This is a genomic window from Nocardia sp. CNS-044 (genome assembly GCF_059570515.1).
Map to the genome: position 1 here is coordinate 57286 of NZ_JCANSX010000013.1, position 21813 is coordinate 79098.

The following is a 21813-nucleotide window of genomic DNA, read 5'->3' on the forward strand; positions in this document are numbered from 1 at the left end:
AAACCCAGAAGATCGCCGAGCACGCCGGAGCCGATGGCCTTCCGCTCGGACTCGACCCATCGATGGCCGCTGGTGCGGTTGCGAGACGCCACCCGGTTGCTCGACCCGGGCGCGGTCGAGACCACGATACCGGCGGCCATCGGGTGGCAGCCCGATCAGCGGCTGGCCGCGGGCCGGATTCGCGGCCCTCCCTCGGGTATGAGGTGCGCCCGACGAGGCGTCGACACCGGCTACGCGAGGCGTCGACGACCTGTCGGCCATTTCCGGCGTGTCAGTTACTTGTGCGGCTGCGCATGGCGTCGATGGCCGCGGCGATTCCCTTCTTGTCGTAGCTGTTCGTGTGCAGGGTGGCTCCGTGGGCGTGACGGATGATGCCGTCGGGGTCGATGAGGACGGTGCCGGACTGCTGCATCGAACCGAGGACTTTGCGGGTCAGGCCGACCGACTCGTGCGGAGTTCCCGCCGAGCCGCAAAGGACCTGGAACGGGATGCCGTGGTCGGCCTTCCACGTCGCGCCCGCATCGCGACCCTCGGGCACCACGATGAGGACGCGGACGTCGGCGGCGGCGAATTCGTCCCGGCGCGCGACGAGATCTCGCACATGCCGGTTGCAGATCGGGCAGGACGTCGACCGCATGAAATACAGCAGTGCGCTGTGTGCGCCGCGGAGGTCGGACAGACGCCAAGCCTGCCCGGCGGTGTCTTCGAGCGTCAGTTCCGGCGCGGGGGATCCGGAGGTGAGCATGGTGGGATTCCCTTCAGAGGTCATGGATGGCGGCTGAGGCTGTGCCGGATCGCGGCGCGGGCGCGGTGCAGCTGCGATTTCATCGCCGCGACGCTCAGGCCGAGCGAGTCCGCCGTCGTCCGTCCGGGGTAACCGAGCACATCGCGCATGATCAGAACCCTGCGCTGGAGGTCCGGCAACGCGGCGATCGCCTGGGCGAGCTCGTCGGCGTCGAGCCTGCGCAGGACTTCGTCCTCGGCGGAGACGACGACGTCGGTGGCGGCGACCTCGGACCGCGGAACGCGGTATCGCGCGCGGCGCAGGCATTCGTTGCGAACGATGCGGAACATCCACGAGGCGAGGGCCGTCGTGGCGCGCAGCGTCCCGATCTTGCGATACAGGGTGATCAGTGCCTCTTGCGCGGCCTCTTCGGCGTCGTCGGAGGACGCGCACAAGTGGTGCGCGAAGCGCCGCACGTGCGGATGGGCCCCGTACACGATCGCGGAGATCGCTTCCCGGTCGCCGCGCTTGGCCGCTGCCACCAGCTGTTCACCGGCCCACCCGCGTTCCACTCCGGCCACCTCCCCGGCCGTCCGACGCGGTGGCCGGGCATTGCGCTGTTCTTCGTCTCGGTTCGATCGTCACAACCATAAGAGCGTGCCCACCCAAGAAAGGATTCGAACGCCGGGTCGGCGTGCGAGGGATACCGTCGGCGCTATGGACAAGGTGACGACATTCCACGATCTGCACCACCGCGAGGTGCCGCTGGTGCTGCCGAACGCCTGGGACTTCGGTTCGGCCGCCGTCCTGGCCGCCGAAGGGTTCCCGGCGATCGGCACGACCAGCCTCGGCGTCGCGGCCGCCGCGGGCGTACCCGACGGGACGGGCGTCACCAGAGACGAGACCCTGGCGCTGGCGCGGCGGCTCGCGCGGCTCGCCGTGCCGGTGACGGTGGACATCGAGGGCGGCTTCAGCGACGAACCGGGCGAGGTCGCGGAGTTCGTCGGCGAGCTCGACGCGCTCGGCATCGCGGGCGTCAACATCGAGGACGGGCGGGCGGACACCGAGCTGGCCGACCCCGAGCATCAGGCCGCGCTGATCGCGGCGATCAAGGAGCGCACGCCCACGATGTTCGTCAACGCGCGGGTCGACACGCACTGGCTCGGCATCGATCCCGAATCCACCCTGGCGCGCGCCGACCGCTACGCGCGGGCGGGCGCCGACGGGCTCTTCGTCCCCGGGCTCACCGAGCCGGACGCCATCCGGCGGGTGGTCGAGTCCGTGCCGCTTCCCGTCAACGTCCTCTACTCCGTCGGCGGCCCCACGGTCGCCGAGCTGGCGGAGCTCGGCGTGCGGCGGATCAGCACCGGCTCCCTGCTCTACCGGGCCGCGCTGGCGGCGGCCGTGGATGTGGCGTCCGCGGTGCGCGCCGGGCGACCGGTCGCGGCGGGCATTCCCAGCTATCGCGATATTCAGGCGAATTCGCTGCCGTGAGGTATCGATCGAGATATACCGACCGGCCGAGGAACCTCGCGCCGCACCACCGACAACCCACCGTGACGCCGACGACCGATCGCGCCCAAATCGTCAGTAACGCAACGACATTCGGGACGCGGAAGCACTGCCCGCTCGCGAAATACCCTTCACCTCACGCGATTCGGGTGGATCCGATTCACCGAATACGTGGGATCGCGGACATTGGTCGCCTATCACACGGCGATCACGCCGACCGGCAACGACGGCAAGCGCGATTTTCTTATGCGCGGGTATACAAAATTGTGACCCACGCCCCCTTCGGAAATCGCGACGCCGGAGAAGCGATGCGTTCGGGGTCACACAGGGATCTACCTGGCATTTTGTGGCGACCGAGCCGCGCGATCGCGACCCCGATACGAGCCCGAAACCTCGCAAATCGTTGCACAGAACGAGACCGTTACCACATTTATTCAGTGATCCGAGCCACATTTTCGTTTAGAAATCACACCGTCGCGATTCCGCATTTCGCGGGCCTCAACTGCGCGGATGCCGAGATGTACGACCGAGCGTTCTGGTAACTCTGGCGTTATTGCCACGTGATCCGCCGAGATTTGTTCGTTATCGTCGGTGACGGCCCGATCGAACGCGACGGGCTCGAGCTCGAACCGCCGAACACCGGCAACCCTGTCCCGCGGTTCGAGAACCCCCGACATCCACTGGGGACAGGGACTCGACCGATCTTTGGTCGAGCCGGCGGGCGCAGCAAGGAATACCACATGTCTCAGACCCGTAACTTCAGCACCCGTGCCGCCGCCACCGTTGCCACCCTCGGCGCCCTCGTTGCCGTCCCGTTCGGTCTGGCCACGGCCACCGCTTCCGCCTCCGGCCACAACTGGGACGCTGTCGCCCAGTGCGAGAGCGGCGGCAACTGGTCCACCGACACCGGTAACGGCTTCTCCGGTGGCCTGCAGTTCACGGACAGCACCTGGGCCGCCAACGGTGGCACCGGCGATCCGTCGAACGCGAGCCGCGAGGAGCAGATCCGCGTCGCCGAGAACGTGCTCGACACCCAGGGTGCGGGCGCCTGGCCGGTCTGCGGCGCCTACCTCTGAGCGTAGCGCCGCTCGCTGAGCGACCTTCCGACGACCCTGTCACCCGCGGGTGACAGGGTCGTCGCGTTATTTGCGCACCACGCGCTCGCCCTCGCCCGGCTTCCAGATCGTGATGGCGAGCTGATCGTCGGCGACCTCCACACACGAGGCCCCCGTCAGGTCGGCGACATAGAAGTGGTCGAACTCCTGGCCGCGGATATCGAAGCCGCTTTCGTCGAACAGATCCTGCGCGAACCGCGCGTGCAGTTCGCGGTCCGGCAGGTCGGTGACGGCGCCGAACAGTTTCGCGTCGCCGTCGCCGACCATAGTGTCGACGGTCGCGGTGTGCAGGCAGAACCTCGGGTCGCGGCCGAGATCCTTGAACTTCGTCGTGCCCGGCATGCCGACGATGACCAGCATGCCCTCGAAGATCCTCGGCTCTACCGGGCTGATCCGCGGCGAACCGTCGGCGCGGAGCGTGGCCAGCATGCACAGGTTGCCGGTCGCCTTGTGGCGGCGGCGGAAGACGGTCGAGATCTTCGGCGCTTCTTCGGTGAACTCCGTCCAGAAAGTCATGGCGGGGACGCTACGCCCAAAACCTGACAGAGCGCGTCAAGGTTTCTCGCTAATCTTCGGGACATGCGAGCGAGTCGACTGGTGCAGCTGCTGTTGCTGCTGCAGACCAGGGGGCGGATCTCCGCGCCCGAGCTGGCGGCCGAACTGGAGGTGTCCGTCCGCACGGTGTACCGCGACGTCGAGGCGCTCTCCGCGGCGGGCGTCCCCGTGTACAGCGAGCCGGGTCGCGGCGGCGGCGTCCGGCTGGTCGACGGCTACCGGACCAGGCTGACCGGCCTCACCTCGGAGGAAGCCGACGCGGTGCTGCTGGCCGGTCTGCCCGACGCCGCGGCCGACCTCGGGCTCGGCACCGTGCTGGCCACCGCGCAGCTGAAGGTCCTCGCGGCGCTGCCGCCGGAACTACGCGGCCGGGCGACCCGGATCGCCGACCGGGTGCACATCGACGCGCCCGGCTGGTTCCACCGCCCCGAGGAGACGCCGACCCTGGCCGTCATCGCCGACGCACTCTGGCACGACCGCAGACTGGACGTCCGCTACGGACGCAAGGACCATGAGGTGCGGCGGCTGCTCGACCCGCTCGGGCTGGTGTCGAAGGCGGGCACCTGGTATCTCGTGGCACGCCACGGCAGCGACATCCGCTCCTATCGGGTGAGCCGGATCCTCGATGCCGCACCGACCGGCGAGTTCTTCGACCGGCCGGACGACTTCGAGCTCGCCGCGCACTGGGCGGCGGCGCAGCACGACTTCGCGCGGTCGATGCTCCGGGTCCGGGCGCGCTGCCGGATCGACGCGAAACACGTGCGCCTGCTCCGGCTCGGCTTCGAACCCGCCGCGGTCGCCGAGGCGCTGGCCTCGATGGGCGAACCGGACGCGGACGGCTGGGTGCTCGTCACCCTGGCGGCGGAATCGTATCCGGTACTCGCGCACGGGATTCTGCCGCTCGGCGAGTACGCCGAGATCCTCGATCCGCCGGAACTGCGGGCGCAGCTCGCGCGGACCGCGGCGGCGATGGCGCGGAGATATGGGGCCGCCCCACTCAGCCCAGAGCCGACCGACCCGGCGCCACCCAAGGCAGCGCGGTCCGACGCGAGACCAGGTGAGCCGGCGCCGTTCGACGCCAGCCCGACCTGACGCCAGCGTGCCCGCAACTCTCGAAGAGAGAGCTGCGGACACTTCTCGGATGCACGGCCACGGAGACAGCACAGCGCGGTCCGCGGCAGGGACATCGACACGGTGCCGGATCGAGGCGGCGCCGACAGACCCGGCACCAGCCGACCAAGCGCCGCCCCGACCAAGCGCCGCACGACCCAGCACCATCCGCCGCGGTACCACATGACGCAGCGGCATCCGACGGAGCGACGACCGACGCGGCGCCAAGTCACCCAGCGGCACCACCAAGCGCCGACCGACGCGGCGTCGTCCGACTCGAGCCGAGCTGACACGAGCGTGCCCGCAGGCTTCGGACGCCTGCGGGCACGCGGGTTCGGGTCAGCGCAGGGTGCGGAAGAAGGCGCGGACGTCCTCGGTCAGCAGGTCCGGGGCTTCCATGGCGGCGAAGTGGCCGCCGCGGTCGAATTCGGTCCAGCGGACGAGGTTGTGCTCCTCCTCGGCGATCTTGCGGATGGACAGGTCGCCAGGGAAGATCGCCGCGGCCGTCGGGACGCCGGAGTTCTTCGCCCCGCCGCCCCACGCCTCACCCTCGCCGTAGAGCCGGATCGAGGAGGCGAAGGTGCCGGTGAACCAGTACAGGCTGACGTTGGTGAGCAAGGCGTCGCGGTCGACCGCGTCCTCGGGCAGCTCGATGGCCGGGTTGGTCCAGCGCTGGAACATGTCCACGATCCAGGACAGCATGCCCGCGGGCGAATCGTGCATACCGATGGCGAGGGTCTGCGGGCGTCCCGCCTGGACCATGGCGTAGCCGAAGCGGGTGAAGCTCTCCTCGCCGGTCAGCTTCTCGAGCTTCGCCTGGTCCTCGGGGCTGTACCCGGAGGACCCGCCACCCCACGAGTTGCCGCCCGGCGACTGGCCGCCGCCCTCGCCCGTCTCCCAGGACTGCGCGCCGCTCTCCGCCCCCGAGGACTCATCGCCGCCCGCGCTCGTCGCACCGGCCCACGACTGGTCGCCGTCCGCGCCCCAGGACTCACCGTCTTCACCGCCCCACGAATCCGCGCCCCACGAGGGGATCGTGATCGGCCCGTTGACGTGGATGCCGACGACGTGGTCGGTCGCGATGCGTCCCAGTTCGGTCGAGACGAAGTACCCGGCGTCACCGCCCTGCGCGCCGTAGCGGTCGTAGCCGAGGCGCGCCATCAGCTTCGCGACCACCTGTGCGTAGTGCTCGGTGGATCCTTCGCCCACCTTCGGCCCGACGCTGGAGAAGGCGAAACCGGGCAGCGACGGGACGACCAGGTGGAACGCGTCGGCCGGGTCGCCACCGTGCGCGCGCGGATCGCTGAGCGGACCGAGGACATCGAGGAATTCGACGAATGTGGCGGGCCAGCCGTGACTGAGCACCAGCGGAAGCGCGTCCGGCTCGGGCGAGCGCACATGCAGGAAGTGCACCTGCTCACCGTCGATCTCGGTGACGAACTGCGGCAGCTCGTTGAGCCTCGCCTCCGCGGCGCGCCAGTCGTAACCGGTGCGCCAGTACTCGGCCAGCGACTTCAGGTAGGACACCGGCATGCCCTTGTCCCAGCCGACTCCAGGCAGCTCGTCGGGCCAGAGGGTGTCGGCGAGGCGGGCGTGCAGTCGGTCGATCTGCGCCTGCGGGATCTCGATGCGGAAGGGGCGAATGTCTTGTTCGGTCGTCATGCGAACGACGGTAGAAGCGCCTTAGGACAGTTCCGTTCCTAAGGATCTGGCATTCTCGACACCATGTTGGAGACCTCGGCGCGCCTGCTGAAACTGCTCGCGCTGCTCCAGACGCACCGCGACTGGACCGGCGCGGAACTCGCCGAGCGGCTCGCCGTCACCGGCCGGACGATCCGCCGTGACGTGGACCGGCTGCGCGAACTCGGCTATCCGGTGCACGCCACCCGGGGCACGGCGGGCTACCGGCTGGGCGCGGGCGCCGCGCTGCCGCCGCTGCTGCTCGACGACGAGGAGGCCATCGCCGTCGCGGTCGGGTTGCGCGGCGCGTCCGACGGCACGGTCGCGGGCATCGAGGAGGCCGCGCTGCGGGCGCTGACCAAGCTGGAGCAGGTGCTGCCGCCGCGGCTGCGCCACCGCGTGCGCACCTTGCGCGCGGCCACGGTCCGGGTCGGCGCGCCCGCGGCGACGGTGGAGCCGGACACCCTGATGGCGATCGCCGACGCCTGTCAGCGCCGGGAGCGCCTGCGCTTCGACTACCGGGCGCACGACGGGGCGACGGCGACGCGGGACGTGGAGCCCCACAGTCTCGTGCACTTCAGTCGCCACTGGTATCTGGTCGCCTGGGACGTGGCGCGCGCCGACTGGCGCACCTTCCGGGTGGATCGGCTGACCCCGCGGGTCCCCACCGGCCCGCGCTTCACACCGCGTGAGATACCGGAAGGCGATGCGGCGGCCTATCTTTCGATGCGATTGTCGTCGCGCGCCTGGCCCTTCCGCGCGACCGTGCTGCTGCACGCTTCGGCCGAGGTCGCCGGTCCGCAAGTCTGGCCGGGCATGGGCGTCGTCGAGGCCGTGGACGAGCAGAACTGCCGCATGCACATCGGCGCGGACACCCCGGAAGCGCTGACCTGGATGATCACCTCCGTCGACCTCGACTTCACGTTGCTCGATGGCCCGCCCGAGTTGGTCGCCGCCCTGCGCGCCCAGGCGGCGCGATGCACGGCAGCGCTGCGTGACTTTCCCGACTGATAACGAGCGCTGCGCTGCCTACTGCGGACGTCTCGACGCGGGGCAGTCAGAAGAAGGTGTGGACCAGGTCGATCACGCGAGGGTGTTCGGCGTCCGCGTCGTCGACGACCGGGATCAACCGCCATTTGTCGAATGCCGTGCACGGGTGGGAAAGACCGAGCCGGACCACCGAGCCGACGGGCAGATCCTCGGCCGCGGCGCCGGGCAGGCGAACGAAGGCGTGCTGATCGTTGAGTGCGTCCACCGTCGCGCCGGGCGGCAGCGGAGACCCCGAAACGAGTTGCGGGACAGGAAGTCCCAGGTCGTAGGGCAGGTCGCGCTTGCCCGCGTCGAGCAACGCGAGCTCCGGCTCCGGCCGGGAGAGGGTGCGGGCCCAGCCGTGCATCGCCGCGCGCAGCGGCCGGTCCGTCCGATCGGCCGTGAGCGGGGAGATGCCCGCGTAGAAGCCGTCGTCGTGGATCAGGTAGGCGCCCGAACGCAACACCACCGTAGTCGGAACCCCTTGCGCGCCCTGCTCGTCCGCGAGACCGGCCAAATGCTCGACGACCAGGTCTTGATAGGCGCTGCCGCCCGCGGTGACGATCGCGCGGCCGGGATAGCGGCCGCCGTCCGCGAATTCGCGGTGCAACCGGGCGAGTTCGTCGAGATAGCCGTCGACCGCGGCGAGGCCGTCCGCGCCACGGTCGTGGGCAAGCGCGGCCTCGTAGCCGCCGACACCGGCCAGCGTCAGGCGGCGCGAACGCCGGACCGCGTCGGCGATCGCGTGCGCGTCCTCGACTCGGCGGACTCCCGTGCGTCCGTGTGGGCCACCGAGCTCGACGACGACCTCGATGCGGACATCGGGCGCGTCCGCCAGGGCCTCGTCCATCAGCGCGACGGCGGCGACGTCGTCCACCCAGCAATAGAACTCGAACTCGGCGTCGCGTGCCAATTCCGTTGCCACCCAGCGCAACCCGACCGGATCGAGCAGGGCATTGGCCAGCACGATCCGCGACACGCCGAACGCGCGGGCCAGCTGCACCTGCCAGACGGTGGCCAGCGTGATGCCCCAGCAACCGGCGGCCAGCTGCTCGGACCACAGCTGCGGCGCCATGGTCGTCTTGCCGTGCGGAGCCAGGCGCACGCCCGCCGCGCGAGCCCAGTCACCCATGGTCGCCAGGTTGGCCGTCATCGCGGCACGGTCCAGGGTCAGCATCGGCGTCTCGAACTCGTCCAGGGACGGCTCGGTCGCCAGGAACTCGTGGACGGTGCGCCCCCACGCCTGCGGCGGCAGCCCCTTGTACTCGGGACCCAGCACCCGATCGTGGAGTGCGGCAACGGCTTTCCCATCGATCGCCACGGTGCTCCTTTCCGCGGACCCGCACCTCGAGCGTACCGCCGTAGGCGGTAAGCGGTCCCGGGACCGGCACCGCACCCCAGCCGTGACGCAGTAGGCAGGCCCAGCCAATCAAAACACCGCTCAGCGCGTCGTAGCGACCAACACAACACGCCGGGTCAAAAATGATCGGCATGTTGCCGACAATCCGGGAGTGGCTCGACGATCCTGACCCCAGCGGAGGTGAGGCTGGAACGACGGATCCGTGCCGCCTCGCGCGGCAGGACCCTGACCCCGCAGGAACGAGAGACCCTCGAGCGAATCCGCCCGCCGCAGGAGTATCCGGTCACGTTGGCGATCGCCCCCTATGAGGGTTCCATAGCGATGCTGCCGGTCGCGCAGCTCTACGCGCGCGATGTGCCCGATCTGCACACGCCTGAAGGCGCAGACCTGCTCCAGGTCTTGTGGTGCCCCTTCGACCACTCGACGGGCATGCCCAAGACCGCGCTGTTCTGGCGGCCGGCCGCCACAGTCACCGACATCCTCACCACGCCCCCCGAACCGCCCGCGGTGCAGTTCGACGGCTACCTGCCCGAGCCGTGCCTGCTCAACCCTGAGCAGGTCACCGAATACCCCGACCACAGGGAGCTGAGCAAGGAACTCCGGGAGCAGATCGGAGACTGGAGCGTGTGGCAGGCAGCCGAGACGGGCGTGGACAGCGCCTACGCGTCGTACCCGCTGGAGTTCTACGCCAACGAGTTGTCCGTCGCACCCGGCTGGAGAGTCGGCGGCTGGCCTGGCTGGGGAGCCGCCGACCCCAGCCCCCTGCTCTGCCCTACCTGCAACAGCGACATGCATGCCCTGCTGACCATCGCCACGTCCGAAGCCGGCAGCAGAGACAGCAGCTGGCTCCCACTCGAGGAATCGGCGCGTGAACCCTCCATCGGCTTCAAGCCCACTGCAGTCGAAATGGGTAGCGGCTACGACCAGCATCTCTACGTCTGCCAGACGGCGCCGGAGCACGCCCACACCGAGCTGATGGCCTAGCCGTTGGGTCGGGTCGGGTCCGAGGAGCGAACAACGGACACATGCGTGCGCTCATCGGCTACGGCCGCGTCTCCACCAAGGATCAGAACCTCGACCGCCAGATCTACGCGCTCACCGCGGCGGGATGCCAGAAGATCTACACCGACAAGAAGAGCGGCAAGGATGCCGAACGCGCGGAACTCCTGAAGTGCCTGGAGTACATGCGCCCCGGCGACACCCTCGTAGTGCTGTCGCTGGACCGGCTCGGCCGTTCCCTCCAAGACCTGATCTCGATCGTGGCCGGACTGCGCAAGCGTGTATCGGATTCCGGTCCCTGCGCGAGGCCCTCATCCGCGAGAAAAGTCACGCGAGCAGTTACCGCAGACCGGTTTCTCGTTCTGCCTGGGTTTCAGGTGTCCAGCATCCCTACAGGTCTATTCATAGGGCTTACGCATAGCTGCTGTGTGGCGTGGTCTAGGCTGCGGTCTGCTCGACGGATCTGTCCCACCGCCTGCCGACACCGAAAGGCACACATAGTGGTTCGTGGAAGACTTTTCGCTTCGATACTCGCGTTGACCGTCGCTGTACTGGTCAATGTGGCCGGACCGGCCAGCGCAACGACCAGCATATGGATCGGGAGAGCGTTCACAGACGCACACGGCGACTACAGCTGGTGGGTCGTCGCCGAGATCACCTACGTCTGCGAACCCGGCCAGGCCAACGCCCTGTGGGTCAAGGTCGAGTCCGAACGGTTCAAAAGCCCGGAAGGCCAACCCGTCCGTATGAAAGACGAGGCTCTGGGTCAGGTGACCTGTGACGGCGAATCTCGGCAGACGAAGGTCAGGGTGCCATTGGGCTACGACTACGGCGAGGGCCCGAATCTCGCAGATGCTCACGACGGCGACGGCAATGAACTCGTGACGTATTACTACGATGACCGTGCGGTCGAGATCACCGCCGCGTTCGCCTACCTGCCGCCTGACGCCGAGGACATGAGCCAGGTCGAGATCCATAAGGACACCACCGAGCACCGGACCCTGACTTTGACTGGGGAGTAGTCCTCGGCCCGCCCCGGTCCGCACCGGACCGGACCGCAGCGTGCGATCCTGGAACGTGAGAACCGGCCAGCTACCGCTGGCCGGTTCTCGTGGTGTTCGAGAGCCTCAGGCGTTGAGCTTCCAGAACCAGGGTGCGTCTTCGTGCCAGAGTGCGTCGAGCGGTCGCCCGCTGTCCACCAGGATGTCGTCGCCCCGGCGGCTCACGTCACCCGACCCCTGGCTGCACACCCGCAACCACATCGCCATGTCCGCCCTCGCCGTGCGCCAGCGTGACCGCCGCGAAGCCCTCGGACAGATCGTGCGCATCATCGTCGCCGCACCCGGCACCCTGGCCGGGATCGCCCCCGAAGGCAACATCGGCTCGCGCCGCCGTCGACCTGCGCCAAACCATGCCCACCCCACCCGACCTCGGGGCGCTGCCGCACCCGGCAGCGGCATAACCCCACCGATCCACGCTTGCCCCGGATAACGGGCTTTATCCAGGGCAAAGAGATTGCCCGGGTAAAAGTCTGCCGAACGCGCAGTATGCGGAGCATGATCGCGCGCTCCGCCGACTGTGCTGACCGATTCGGACAGCACGACCAGCGGCGTTGCAGGGCGTTCGGCGTGATCGATGCGCTGCTTCGTCGGTGGTGCGAGGTCGCAATGGCTCAGTCTGCCTGCAGGACGAAAAACAGGAAACCCAAGAAACTTTCGCCGATGACTTCACGGAACACCTCCGGAAACACATCGCGGGCCGCAGGCACAGGCGGCGGCTCACTGATGACACTGATGCGAAAACCCGACGCGGTGAAAGCATCGGTCATCGCGTGCAGCGGCCGGTCCCAGAAATGCAACCGGGCGGACTGCCCGCCCAAGGTCCACTCTTCGGTCCGCTCGCGGGTCTGGAAATAGTCGGTCTTCTTCCCAGCCGAGCGTTCGGTGACCCAGATGGCGAAAGGATGCTCGACCGAGACGATGAGCCGACCGCCGGGCTTCAGGACGCGTCGCAACTCGGTCAGTGTCGGTCCCCAGTCCTGCAGGTAGTGCAGCACCAGGGATGCGACGACGTCGTCGAACGCGTCGTCGGGAAACGGGAGTGGGTTCGCGAGGTCGGCGATTCGCAGGTCCGCGTCGGTGCCCAGTCGGCGTCGAGCCACCTCCAGCATTCCGGCACTCGCGTCGATGCCGGTCACCATGGCACCCCGATCGCGCAGTTCAGCGAATAAGGCACCTGATCCGCATCCGGCGTCGAGGATCCGCCGACCGCTCACGTCCCCGGCGAGCTCCAGCACCGCGGGCCGCTCGTAGTAAGCGTTCAGCAGGCTGGTCTCGTTCTCTGCGGTATACCCCTCGGCAATGCTGTCGTAGTTGTACGCCTGGGCGGGATCGGCAGGAAGCGCGGTGCCTTCCGGAACGGGAGTCATGCGGCCCATCCTGGCACGCCCGCACGCGCAGGCGCTGTAATGCCTTGTCAGGCAACCATTCTGACTACTCGACCATCGTCCACTATCGGGGATGTCGATCCGTACCGGGCTGAGGGCCCGAGTGACGACCCGCAGGTCATCATCGACTGACATTCTCATGCGGTTTGCTGCTGACACGTAGCGCCGTTTCCCCAGCTCGCGCCACTGACATTCTCATGCGGCCTCGCAACCCCGCTGGTTCGGTCGGCCCGGGAGCACCCACATGGCGATTCCGGACTATTGCGTCGGACGAAAATCGGTAGGCTGCCGGTGCGCGCGCGATCGACCGCGCGCGAGCGCACCTTTCACCCCGCCGTCGCGCGCGGTCGGCGACCGGCGCCCGCGCGAGCGATCGACGTTCCCGCGCGCTCGACCGATCGCGATCGGTGGCACAGAATCCGCACCATCCGGACCTGGGCCGCACCTTCGGCGGGCGCACGAGGAGGCGCCGGTCGAGGTCGGCGCTCCTGCTACGCCGCGAAACAGGCTTTCGCCGTAGTCCTTTCGCGGGCCGTCTACCCCGAATTGCGCAGCGCGGTGGCCAGGCCGTTCATCGTCAGCAGGATTCCGCGTTTGACCAACTCCGAGTCGTCGCCCGCGCGCAGTCTGCGCAACAGCTCCACCTGCATCTGGTTGAGCGGCTCCAGGTACGGGAAGCGGTTGTGGATGGACTCCGCCAGCGACGGGTTGTCCGCCAGCAGTTGCTCGTGGCCGGTGATGGCGGCGTGCATGCGCAGGGTCCTGGCGTGCTCCTCGCGGATCATCCCGAAGATGTGCTCGCGCAACGCCGCGTCGTCGACCAATTCCGCGTAGCGCGCGGCGATGTCGAGATCGCTCTTGGCCATCACCTGCGCCAGGTTGGACAGCACCGTGCGGAAGAACGGCCAGCGTCGGTACAGATCCGACAGTGTCGCAAGCCGTTCCGGATCGCCGCCGACCCACTCCTCCAGCGCGGCCCCGGTGCCGTACCAGCCGGGCAGCATCACCCTGGCCTGGCTCCAGGACATCACCCAGGGGATGGCGCGCAGGTCGGCCACCGAGCTGGTGGGTTTGCGGGAGGCGGGCCTGCTGCCGATGTTCAGGTCGCCGACCTCCGAGACCGGCGTCGACTGCCGGAAGTACTCGACGAATCCGGGCGTCTCGTGCACCAGCCGCGCGTACGCGGCACGCGCCCGCGCCGCGAGATCGTCCATCAGCTCGTAGGACGGCTCGGCGTCGGCTCCGAGTCCCTCGACGTCCAGCAGCGTCGACTCCAGGGTGCCCGCGATGAGCGACTCCAGATTGCGATGGGCCGCACCGGGTTCGGCGTACTTGGCGGCGATCACCTCGCCCTGCTCGGTGAGCCGCAGCGATCCGTGCACCGCGCCCGCGGGCTGGGCGAGAATGGCGTCGTAGCTGCGGCCGCCGCCGCGGCCGACCGTGCCGCCGCGACCGTGGAAGAGCCGCAACCGAATTCCCGCCTTGCGGGCGACGTCCACCAGGTCCAGCTCCGCGCGGTACAGCGCCCAGTTCGCGGCCAGATACCCGCCGTCCTTGTTGGAATCGGAGTAGCCGAGCATGACCTCCTGTCGCATTCCCTTGGCGGCCACCAGCTCTCGGTACACCGGCACCTCGAGGGCCGCGGCGAGCGTGTCCGCGCCCGCCCGCAGGTCCTCGATGGTCTCGAACAGCGGGACGATGTTCACCGAGCAGTGCGGCGGGCCGTCCGGCTCGCCGGGATCGAGCAGGCCGCCCTCCTTCAGCAGTAGCGCCGCCTCCAGCATGTCGCTGACCGAGGTGCACATGCTGATGATGTAGTTCGGCACGGCCTCCGCGCCGAAGGTGTCGACCACGTCCTTGGCGGCCCGCACGATGGCGACCTCGCCCGCGGCCAGGTCGCTCAGTCGGGCGTGCGGGCCGAGCAGCGGCCGCCGGGTGCGCAGTTCGGCGGCGAGCAGGTCGACCCGTTCGTGCTCCGGCAAGCTCGGGTAGTCGGCGTGCACGCCCGCCCAGGCGAGCAGTTCGGCGACGACCTGTTCGTGCACCTCCGAGTTCTGCCGCATGTCCAGGCCTTGGAGGTGGAAGCCGAAGGTCTCGACGGCGTGGCGCAGGGCCGCGAGCCGGTCGTCGGCGAGCAGCCCGTCGCCGGTGGCCCGCATCGAGGCATCGATGGCGTCCAGGTCGTCCAGCAGAGCGCGCGGTGTGGGGTACGGCGCGGCGTCGGCGTCCGTGATCCCGTCGGCGGGCGGCGCACCGAGCGCGGCGGTCGCCGTGACCGTCAGGCGGGCCCGAATGGCGTGCAGCGCACGGCGATACGGTTCGTCGGCGTGCGGGGCCGGATCCGGATAACCCGCCTCGGCGAGCGCGGCCACCTCCGGTGTCACCTGGACCAGGCGCGCGGACTGCGCCAGCGTCTTCTCCAGTTCGACCAGGTCGCGCAGGTAGCGGCCGAACGCCACCGCCGAGGCCTGCGCGGCCGCGTGCCGGACGACGTCCGCGGTGACGTAGGGATTGCCGTCCCGGTCGCCGCCGATCCAGGAGCCGGGCCGCAGGATCGGGCGGGTCAGCAGGTCGGCGCCGGGCCAGCGGGAGCGCAGCGCGGCGCGCACCTCGGCGTTGATCGCGGGGATCACGTCGAGCAGGGTCAGCTCGTAGTAGCGCAGACCGACGGCGATTTCGTCCTGAATTCGCAAGCGCGCCAACCGGATCAGGGCCGTGCGCCACAGCGAGAGCACCTGACGGCGGATGCGCAGCTCCAGGTCGGCGCGCTCCGGTTCGGTCTCGGCGTAGCGCTGGCGGCGGCGCATCAGCTCGGTGATCTTGGTCTGGCTGTCGAAGACGGTGCGGCGGCGGGTCTCGGTGGGGTGCGCGGTGATCACCGGCGAGACCAGCGCGTCGGTGAGCAGGTCGGCGACCTCCGCGCCGTTCAGCGCGGCGGCGTCCAGCTTGCGGTAGGTGGCGGCCAGCGAGGAGTCCTGCGGCGGTTCCCCCGCGCCGGTGTGCACGGCGCGGCGGCGATCGCGCTGGATGTCCTCGGCCAGGTTGGCCAGCAGCACGAAATAGGTGAAGGCGCGGATCAGCGGTAGCGCTACGGCGATGTCGACGCCGTGCAGCATCTCCGCGACGGCGCTGCGCCCGACCTCCTCGCGCCGCACCCGGAACGCCTCGATACGGACCCGCTCGATCAGGTCGAAGACCTCGGGGCCCTCGTGATCACGGATGGTGTCGCCGAGCACGCCACCCAGGAACCGGATGTCGTCGCGCAGCGGCCGGGTCGCGTCCTGTTCGGTCTCGATCCGCGGTTCGGTCATGAAATCGACCCTACTGCCGGGAACGGCCGGACCGCCGTACGAGCACGCGCGAATCACACTCACCCGCACGGCCCCCCATGGCGTCCGAAGAGGCGAGACACAGCGAGATCGCGCCGGTAGCGTAGACGGCACGACGGTGCCGAACCGAGGGATTCACATGGCCGACCAGCCCCAGAGCGACACTCCCGCCCGGCTCAGCTTCACCGGCCGGTTCACCCACTTCGGCTCCACCAGGATGAACGCGATCAGCAGGCTTCAAGGCCGCCTGCACAGCAGGCTCTACGCCAGATTCGGCGGCACCCGGTTCGGCAAGTGGCTGGGGCGGCCGGTCTTCCAGCTGACCGTGCCGGGACGCAAAACCGGCCAACCGCGATCCGTCGTGCTGATGTACGTCCCGGACGGCGACGATCTGCTGGTCAGCGGCTCGTTCGGCGGCCATCCGAAGCCGCCGAGCTGGTGGCGCAATCTGGTTGCGGCGGGAGGCGGCGAGGCGCGCGTCGGTCACGAGTCCTGGCCGGTGACCGCGCGGGTGGTCACCGACGAGGACGAGTACGCGGCGCGCTGGCGGGTGCTGGTGGCCCACGTTCCGGATTTCGCCACCTACCAGGCGCTGAGTTCGCGACGGATGCCGATCGCGGTGCTCAGCCGCACCGAGTGACCGGGCGCTACCGCTCGCGCTGTGCCCGAGCAGTGGCGGTGACCGGATGGGGTGTCCCGGCCTTTGTGGGCGCGGCGCTGGAAGGCAGTGGCCGCGTCCGTCCGCCCAGGCGATCGGCAATCCGATTCACCGACCGCCGGGTCCGTGGACCGGTTATAGAGTGCGGATCACTCGTGCAGGGTTGCCCGCGGCGAAGACCGCGTCCGGGAGGTCGCGGGTCACCACGCTGCCCGCGCCGACCACCGTGTTCGCGCCGACCGTGACGCCGGGGCAGACGATGACGCCGCCGCCGAACCACACGTTGTCGCCGATCGCGATCGGGGCCGCCGACTCCCAGCGCTGCCGCCGCGCCTCGTGGTCGGTCATCGGATGCAGGGCGGTGAGCAGCTGACAGCGCGGGCCGATGGAGACGTCGTCGCCGATGGTGATGGGCGCGCAGTCGAGCAGGATGGCGTCGTAGTTGAGGAAGCTGTTGGCGCCGATCTCGATGAGATAGCCGTAGTCGCACTGGAACCGGGGCATGATCCAGGACCCCTCCCCCAGCTTGCCGAGCAACTCGCGCAGCACCTGCTCGCGCCGCGCGGTCTCGTCCGGGGCGGTCCTGTTGAACTCGTCGCACAGCGACTGCGCACGCCGCCGCTCCGCGACCAGCTCCGGATCGCTGTCCTTGTGCAACTCCCCGCGCAGCATCCGCTGCTTGTGCTCGCCCACGCGGACCACGCTAGCCGAGCAGCGCGCGCGGCCGTCTCAGCCGACCTCGCGCGCCTTAAGACTCGGCGTCGAGAGGCGGTGCACCAATACCTGCTCCAGCAGTCCGACAAGCACCTCCTTGACCGAATCGCGCTGGCGCGCATCGCATTCCAGGATCGGAATCCAGTCGTCGAGCCCCAGTGCCTCGCGCACCTCGTCGAGCTCGAAGCGCGGGCCGCGCTCGAATCGGTTCACCACCACGACGAACGGGGTGTGGTGCTCCTCGAAGTAGTCCAGCACCGGATAGCAGTCCTCGACGCGGTCGGTGTCCACCACGATCACCGCGCCGAGGGCGCCGTCCACCAGGTCGTCCCAGAGGAAGACGAAGCGGTCCTGGCCCGGCGTGCCGAACAGGTACAGGATGAGCGAGCTGTCCAGCGTGATGCGTCCGAAGTCGAGTGCGACGGTGGTCTGTGTCTTGTCCGCGTGGCCGGGATCGTCGATGCCTACCGCCACCTCGGTCATGGCGGCCTCGGTGACCAACGGCTCGATCTCGGAGATAGCCCCGATGAAGGTGGTCTTCCCGACGCCGAAACCGCCGCTGACGACGATCTTCACCGACGAAGGCATGGCCGGGTCGGCGGGAGGAACCCGCAAGTCAGAGTGCCCGTACAAGATCCCTGATCCTCTCGATGGCTGCGGTGGAGAGTTCCGGGGCATCGCGGACGGCGACCTGGCCTGCGGTCACGAGATCGCTGACGATCACCTTCGCGACGCCCACCGGCACCCGCAGCGCGGTGCCGATCTCGGCGATGGAATGCGGATGCTGACACAGCACCACCACGGTGCGCTGTTCGAAGCGCAGCGGTGCCGAGAGCGCGGCGGGCGGCGCCTGCACCAGGGTTTCGATGCGCAAACCGTCCAGCAGCGGGGTGGTGCGCCCCGCGGTGACGACGAACGGACGCACGAAAGCGTCCGCGTCGGAGGTCGGTTCGGCCGGACGGGTGGGTGCGGGACGGTTCGGATCGAACCACCCGAAGGACTGGGTCACCGGGATCATCCGCGGGTCCGGCAGCCGCGGCCGGTCTGGATCTCTCATCTGCGCAACGTCTCTCGCAGCTGGGAGATCAGGGCCGGATCGAGCAGGGCGCCCGCGCGTTCGGCGAGCACCGCCATCTCGTAGCCGACCAGTCCGACGTCGCAGCCGCCCTCGGCGATCACGCCGAGGCAGCTGCCGTCGCCGAGCGCGGAGACCAGCAGAAAACCGCGCTTCATCTCGATCATGATCAATTTCAGGCCGTCGAATTCGTAACTGCGCGAGGCGCTCTTGGCCAGGCTGGCCAGACCTGACACCATGGCGGCCAGCCGGTCTGCCCCGGTGCGGTCCAAGCCCTCCGACATCGCGATGAGCAGGCCGTCGGAGGAGACCGCGACGGTGTCGCGGACACCGTCGGTGTTGCGGACGAAATTGCCGAGCAGCCAGTTGAAAGTGTGCGGGTCGGCGGTCTGTTGCAGGTGTGTGGTCACGGGCTCCCCTTCACGGTGGTCATTGCTCTACGGTGGTCTGGGCCAGATTTGCTGTGCGCGTGGCGTTGTCGGCCGGGTTCGCGGCGGGAACGCCGCGCTGATGTCCGGTGCGGAACGCCGACAACATGCCGCGCACCTCTTCCGGCGATCGCTCGACGGCCGGGGCGGCGGGCGGGCGGGGCGCGGACGGGCGCTGCGCCGCGATCGTTTCGGCGGAGCGAGTGCGCTTGGTGCGCTTGACGAGTCCGTTGCGGGTGCGCTGCACCGCGGGTGGCGCATCGCCGGGGGCGGCGCGGAACCACGGGGATTCGCCGACGTCGGCGGCGTGCGTGGACCTGGCAGCAGTACCGGATTCTCGGCCGTTCCTCGGGGACGTGCCGCGGGCATGGTGATCGCCACTCGACCCCGACTCACCTCCCGCGGCTGCGGCGTGACGTGCGTGCGACCCGAGGGACGGACCCGAACGGAACTCGCCTGCCGCGTCGATGGTTTCGATCGACGCCAGCGGTGTGTGCGATGCGGGTGTCGCAGCTCGGCGTCCGTCGTCGGTCCCGCCGACGCCGTGCACGCGGAATTCCAGTGTCGTACGCGACGACTCGGTGGGTGCGCCGGACGCGGCCTGTCGCGGGCCGGAAGCCGGATGAACACCCGATGCCGCGTGCGCGTCGGCCGAACCGAATTTGCCTGTGGCGCTGTCGGATTCGACAGTTGGCCCGATCGCATCCCGTTCCGGCCGAGAAGCACTGTCCCGTGCGAACGCCGCGCCGTCGCGGCTGCCGCTGTCCGGCGTCGCGTGCTTATTCCGCTGTCCGCCGAGAAGTTCCGTGGGCAACAGCAGGCGGGCCACGATGCCACTGACGGGCGCGACCGTCAGTTCGACGTCGATGCCGAGCCTTCGGGCCAGCCTGCCCACCACGTAGTGGCCGAGGTAGCGCGTCGGGGCGACCAGGAAGTCGCGGTCGCCGCGCAGGCGGGCATTGGCCTCGGCCAGCTGGTCGGGGGGCAGGCCGACGCCGTGGTCGACGACCGCGAGCAGGTAGCCGCCGGGCAGTTTCCTGCCGTAGATCTCGACCTCCAGATCCGGTGGGGAGAAGGCGAGTCCGTTCTCGATCAGCTCGGCGAGCATGTGTGCCAGCTCGCTGACGATCGCGCCCGTGATGGAGACGTCGTCGATGCGGCGCAGCACGACCCGGCGGTAGTCGTCGACCTCGGACAAGCCCGCGCGGATCACGTCGGTGAGCGCGATCGGTTCGGCCCAGCGCCGCGGGCTGCCCTCGCCGACCAGCACCAGCAGGCTCTCGGCGTTGCGGCGCATGCGGGTGGCGAGATGATCGAGTTCGAACAGATTCGACAGCGCCTTCGGATCGAGCTCCTCGCGCTCGAATTCGCTGATCAACCCGAGCTGACGGCGCACCAGATTCTGGTTGCGGCGGGCCAGGTTCGCCATCGACTCCGTGCTGTTGCGGCGCAGCAGCGCCTGTTCCGAGGAGAGGTCGTAGGCGGTGGCCTGCACCCGGTCCAAAGCGGCGGCGACGGCGGCGATCTCGGCCGCGGCGCCGGGCGGCGTCCGCACCGGCTGCGGACGCGGCGGCTGGGTGTCCCCACCGGCGTGCCAGGCGGCGATCACCTCGGGCAGCCGCCGCCCCGCCACGTCGTCGGCCTCGGCGGCGAGCGCGGCCAGCGGACGGACGATGGCGCGCACGCCCGCCACCACCAGGGCGATCTCGATCGCGATCGCGAGCAGCGCGGCGATGAGGAACCCGGCCAAGGTCAGCGCCGCTCCCTGACGCAGGTCGTTCGCGCGCTGCCGCACCGCGTCGCCGACCGCTTGCTGCACGGCGCGCTGCTCATCGATGACGGCCGTCATCTGCGCCCACCAGCCGCTCGGATCCACCGGCCGGACCAACGGGCCCGCACTGGAATCAATGGCGACGCGCTCGGATTCGGCCGCCCGCGTCGCGTCCTCGCCGCGCATCGCGGTGTCGAGCAGATCGCGCTGCGCGACGGTGGCGTCGCGCGCGAATGCCGCGAGCCCTGCCGATTTGGCGGCCCGGATGTCGAGGAACTGGACGTATTCGCCGGGCTCGAAACCGTCTGCGGCGAACACCCCGTTGAGGAAGCCGCGCTCGCGCGCCGTCTGCTCCTTCGCCTCGCCGAGCGAGTACAGCGCGAGCAGACCGTGCCGCACCTCGGCGTCGCGGGCCTGGTCGAGGCCGAGTCGCGGACGGTTCAGCGCGTCGATGGCGTCGGTGTAGAACTGGAACGCGGCCGCCCGGCCGATCCGGCCCGCGTCGACCTGGGCGCGGACAGCGGGCAACCCGGCGAGCTGGCCGACCGCAGCCCGGATCTCGCCGGAACCCGCTGCCGCGCCGGATAATTCGGCTTCGAGCGCGCGCAGCGCGCGGTCGGTCGCCGCGCGCTGGTCCGTTACGGCCTGCCGCAGCCGGACGTCACCGCCGAGCAGGCCATTGCTCAGACCGCGCTCACGCTGCGCCTCGTGCAGCAGGTCCTGCACCACCAAGGTGAGCGAGACCGCGGCCACCGTGTCGCCGCTGCGCTGGTACGACTGGATTTCCCTGGCGAGGGTGATGCCGAGCAGCGCGAGCACCAGGGTCAGTGAGACGGCCAGAATTCTCGCCAATCGGCCCCGAATGGTGCGTGGCCGAACTATTCTTCCGACACCGGCCGGTTCCGGGGTGGCGGCCGAAGCCGTCACCGCGCCGCTTGCCTGCGGCCTCGAACGCACACGCACCACCCCGCTCCTCGCGAACTGCGACCGCGACGGTTCGAGATCGAACCCGCGGAATCAGGAGCAAGCTGTCACAGGCCGCAGGCGGTGTCAACGCGAAAATCGGGCAAATCGGACATGAGCAGTCATTCTAAACACGCTGGTAATCCAGTATTTTCGCGGTTTCGATCCGCTCACACCGCACCGCACGCGACGGTGACCGGGGCGCGGGTGAAGCGCACCACATCAGCGGCTTCGAATGTCATACCGACAGTGTCGAATACCGAGCCATCGCCTTCGAATACCCGCGACGGCACCTTCGAAACCGCGCGGGCGTCATCGAAAACCGCACCGACGCTGTCGAACACC

21 protein-coding genes and 1 pseudogene are annotated in these 21813 nt (G+C 69.3%); 8 read left to right on the top strand and 14 right to left on the bottom strand.

Annotated features, from left to right (window positions below; translation table 11 throughout):
- Positions 1 to 271: 271 nt before the first annotated feature.
- Both T333_RS32565 and T333_RS32570 read right to left on the bottom strand, forming a co-directional pair.
- Entirely contained in the window at positions 272 to 769 is a 498-nt protein-coding gene (locus T333_RS32565; RefSeq protein WP_496426893.1) for a peroxiredoxin family protein, read from the bottom strand.
- Positions 766 to 1296 carry an RNA polymerase sigma factor gene (locus tag T333_RS32570; RefSeq protein ID WP_496426894.1) on the bottom strand — a complete coding sequence of 177 codons (531 nt, stop codon included), beginning with the start codon at positions 1294 to 1296 and terminating at the stop codon, positions 766 to 768. Before T333_RS32570 ends, T333_RS32565 begins: the two co-directional genes overlap by 4 nt.
- Positions 1297 to 1441: 145 nt before the next feature.
- Here T333_RS32570 and T333_RS32575 point away from each other — a divergent pair, with 145 nt between their 5' ends.
- Together T333_RS32575 and T333_RS32580 are read left to right on the top strand one after the other, a co-directional pair.
- Complete coding sequence (locus T333_RS32575) at positions 1442 to 2218, top strand: isocitrate lyase/PEP mutase family protein (RefSeq protein ID WP_355004031.1); 777 nt, start codon at positions 1442 to 1444, stop codon at positions 2216 to 2218.
- 758 nt (positions 2219 to 2976) lie between these two features.
- Positions 2977 to 3312 carry a transglycosylase family protein gene (locus T333_RS32580; protein WP_355004032.1) on the top strand — a complete coding sequence of 112 codons (336 nt, stop codon included), beginning with the start codon at positions 2977 to 2979 and terminating at the stop codon, positions 3310 to 3312.
- Between the two features lie 66 nt (positions 3313 to 3378).
- Here the strand turns inward: T333_RS32580 and T333_RS32585 are convergent, their stop codons facing one another.
- A complete protein-coding gene (locus T333_RS32585) occupies positions 3379 to 3867 on the bottom strand; it encodes a pyridoxamine 5'-phosphate oxidase family protein (protein WP_355004033.1) in 489 nt (162 codons plus the stop codon).
- Positions 3868 to 3930: 63 nt separating this feature from the next.
- On the opposite strand from T333_RS32585, the gene T333_RS32590 reads away from it, so the two are divergent.
- Positions 3931 to 4998 carry a helix-turn-helix transcriptional regulator gene (locus T333_RS32590; RefSeq protein ID WP_496426895.1) on the top strand — a complete coding sequence of 356 codons (1068 nt, stop codon included), beginning with the start codon at positions 3931 to 3933 and terminating at the stop codon, positions 4996 to 4998.
- Positions 4999 to 5355: 357 nt separating this feature from the next.
- Here T333_RS32590 and T333_RS32595 read toward each other — a convergent pair whose 3' ends face one another.
- Positions 5356 to 6678: an epoxide hydrolase family protein gene (locus T333_RS32595; protein ID WP_355004035.1), complete on the bottom strand. Its 1323-nt coding sequence runs from the start codon at positions 6676 to 6678 to the stop codon at positions 5356 to 5358.
- A 63-nt stretch (positions 6679 to 6741) separates the two neighbouring features.
- Here T333_RS32595 and T333_RS32600 point away from each other — a divergent pair, with 63 nt between their 5' ends.
- Positions 6742 to 7707 carry a helix-turn-helix transcriptional regulator gene (locus T333_RS32600; RefSeq protein WP_496426896.1) on the top strand — a complete coding sequence of 322 codons (966 nt, stop codon included), beginning with the start codon at positions 6742 to 6744 and terminating at the stop codon, positions 7705 to 7707.
- Positions 7708 to 7753: 46 nt separating this feature from the next.
- Here T333_RS32600 and T333_RS32605 read toward each other — a convergent pair whose 3' ends face one another.
- Positions 7754 to 9046: a type III PLP-dependent enzyme domain-containing protein gene (locus tag T333_RS32605; RefSeq protein WP_496426897.1), complete on the bottom strand. Its 1293-nt coding sequence runs from the start codon at positions 9044 to 9046 to the stop codon at positions 7754 to 7756.
- Between the two features lie 219 nt (positions 9047 to 9265).
- On the opposite strand from T333_RS32605, the gene T333_RS32610 reads away from it, so the two are divergent.
- Positions 9266 to 10069, top strand: a complete 804-nt coding sequence (locus T333_RS32610; protein WP_496426898.1) for a hypothetical protein — start codon at positions 9266 to 9268, stop codon at positions 10067 to 10069.
- 41 nt (positions 10070 to 10110) lie between these two features.
- The gene (locus T333_RS32615) at positions 10111 to 11106 is read left to right on the top strand and encodes a recombinase family protein (RefSeq protein WP_496426899.1); all 996 of its coding nucleotides are present in this window, start codon (positions 10111 to 10113) and stop codon (positions 11104 to 11106) included.
- 105 nt (positions 11107 to 11211) lie between these two features.
- Here the strand turns inward: T333_RS32615 and T333_RS32620 are convergent, their stop codons facing one another.
- Positions 11212 to 11352 carry a hypothetical protein gene (locus tag T333_RS32620; protein WP_496426959.1) on the bottom strand — a complete coding sequence of 47 codons (141 nt, stop codon included), beginning with the start codon at positions 11350 to 11352 and terminating at the stop codon, positions 11212 to 11214.
- On the opposite strand from T333_RS32620, the pseudogene T333_RS32625 reads away from it, so the two are divergent.
- Positions 11288 to 11546, top strand: a pseudogene (locus T333_RS32625) (DUF3703 domain-containing protein). The gene T333_RS32620 and the pseudogene T333_RS32625 overlap by 65 nt on opposite strands.
- A gap of 210 nt (positions 11547 to 11756) precedes the next feature.
- Here T333_RS32625 and T333_RS32630 read toward each other — a convergent pair.
- The gene (locus tag T333_RS32630) at positions 11757 to 12512 is read right to left on the bottom strand and encodes a class I SAM-dependent methyltransferase (protein WP_357256009.1); all 756 of its coding nucleotides are present in this window, start codon (positions 12510 to 12512) and stop codon (positions 11757 to 11759) included.
- Positions 12513 to 13066: 554 nt separating this feature from the next.
- Positions 13067 to 15841 (bottom strand): phosphoenolpyruvate carboxylase, encoded by a 2775-nt coding sequence (gene ppc / locus T333_RS32635; RefSeq protein WP_496426900.1) that lies wholly within the window; start codon positions 15839 to 15841, stop codon positions 13067 to 13069.
- A gap of 157 nt (positions 15842 to 15998) precedes the next feature.
- On the opposite strand from ppc, the gene T333_RS32640 reads away from it, so the two are divergent.
- Positions 15999 to 16499 carry a nitroreductase/quinone reductase family protein gene (locus tag T333_RS32640; RefSeq protein ID WP_496426901.1) on the top strand — a complete coding sequence of 167 codons (501 nt, stop codon included), beginning with the start codon at positions 15999 to 16001 and terminating at the stop codon, positions 16497 to 16499.
- A gap of 153 nt (positions 16500 to 16652) precedes the next feature.
- Here T333_RS32640 and T333_RS32645 read toward each other — a convergent pair whose 3' ends face one another.
- The 6 genes from T333_RS32645 to T333_RS32670 form a co-directional block, all read right to left on the bottom strand.
- Entirely contained in the window at positions 16653 to 17189 is a 537-nt protein-coding gene (locus T333_RS32645) for a sugar O-acetyltransferase (protein WP_496426956.1), read from the bottom strand.
- A gap of 57 nt (positions 17190 to 17246) precedes the next feature.
- Positions 17247 to 17819 carry a GTP-binding protein gene (locus tag T333_RS32650; RefSeq protein ID WP_496426957.1) on the bottom strand — a complete coding sequence of 191 codons (573 nt, stop codon included), beginning with the start codon at positions 17817 to 17819 and terminating at the stop codon, positions 17247 to 17249.
- A gap of 28 nt (positions 17820 to 17847) precedes the next feature.
- Positions 17848 to 18288: a DUF742 domain-containing protein gene (locus tag T333_RS32655; protein WP_355004044.1), complete on the bottom strand. Its 441-nt coding sequence runs from the start codon at positions 18286 to 18288 to the stop codon at positions 17848 to 17850.
- Entirely contained in the window at positions 18285 to 18716 is a 432-nt protein-coding gene (locus tag T333_RS32660; protein WP_355004045.1) for a roadblock/LC7 domain-containing protein, read from the bottom strand. The genes T333_RS32655 and T333_RS32660 overlap by 4 nt, the downstream gene beginning before the upstream one ends.
- Positions 18717 to 18735: 19 nt before the next feature.
- Entirely contained in the window at positions 18736 to 21357 is a 2622-nt protein-coding gene (locus T333_RS32665) for a sensor histidine kinase (protein WP_496426902.1), read from the bottom strand.
- Positions 21358 to 21638: 281 nt separating this feature from the next.
- Complete coding sequence (locus T333_RS32670; protein WP_496426903.1) at positions 21639 to 21812, bottom strand: hypothetical protein; 174 nt, start codon at positions 21810 to 21812, stop codon at positions 21639 to 21641.
- Between the last annotated feature and the right edge of the window lies 1 nt (position 21813).

Bases quoted from the DNA above. Each gene is read 5' to 3' on its own strand.
- T333_RS32640 (WP_496426901.1), top strand. From the start codon at position 15,999: ATGGCCGACCAGCCCCAGAGCGACACTCCCGCCCGGCTCAGCTTCACC.
- T333_RS32645 (WP_496426956.1), bottom strand. From the start codon at position 17,189: ATGCTGCGCGGGGAGTTGCACAAGGACAGCGATCCGGAGCTGGTCGCG.
- T333_RS32575 (WP_355004031.1), top strand. From the start codon at position 1,442: ATGGACAAGGTGACGACATTCCACGATCTGCACCACCGCGAGGTGCCG.
- T333_RS32585 (WP_355004033.1), bottom strand. From the start codon at position 3,867: ATGACTTTCTGGACGGAGTTCACCGAAGAAGCGCCGAAGATCTCGACC.
- T333_RS32650 (WP_496426957.1), bottom strand. From the start codon at position 17,819: ATGCCTTCGTCGGTGAAGATCGTCGTCAGCGGCGGTTTCGGCGTCGGG.
- T333_RS32565 (WP_496426893.1), bottom strand. From the start codon at position 769: ATGACCTCTGAAGGGAATCCCACCATGCTCACCTCCGGATCCCCCGCG.
- T333_RS32615 (WP_496426899.1), top strand. From the start codon at position 10,111: ATGCGTGCGCTCATCGGCTACGGCCGCGTCTCCACCAAGGATCAGAAC.
- T333_RS32590 (WP_496426895.1), top strand. From the start codon at position 3,931: ATGCGAGCGAGTCGACTGGTGCAGCTGCTGTTGCTGCTGCAGACCAGG.
- T333_RS32620 (WP_496426959.1), bottom strand. From the start codon at position 11,352: ATGGCGATGTGGTTGCGGGTGTGCAGCCAGGGGTCGGGTGACGTGAGC.
- T333_RS32580 (WP_355004032.1), top strand. From the start codon at position 2,977: ATGTCTCAGACCCGTAACTTCAGCACCCGTGCCGCCGCCACCGTTGCC.
- T333_RS32630 (WP_357256009.1), bottom strand. From the start codon at position 12,512: ATGACTCCCGTTCCGGAAGGCACCGCGCTTCCTGCCGATCCCGCCCAG.
- ppc (WP_496426900.1), bottom strand. From the start codon at position 15,841: ATGACCGAACCGCGGATCGAGACCGAACAGGACGCGACCCGGCCGCTG.
- T333_RS32655 (WP_355004044.1), bottom strand. From the start codon at position 18,288: ATGAGAGATCCAGACCGGCCGCGGCTGCCGGACCCGCGGATGATCCCG.
- T333_RS32595 (WP_355004035.1), bottom strand. From the start codon at position 6,678: ATGACGACCGAACAAGACATTCGCCCCTTCCGCATCGAGATCCCGCAG.
- T333_RS32600 (WP_496426896.1), top strand. From the start codon at position 6,742: ATGTTGGAGACCTCGGCGCGCCTGCTGAAACTGCTCGCGCTGCTCCAG.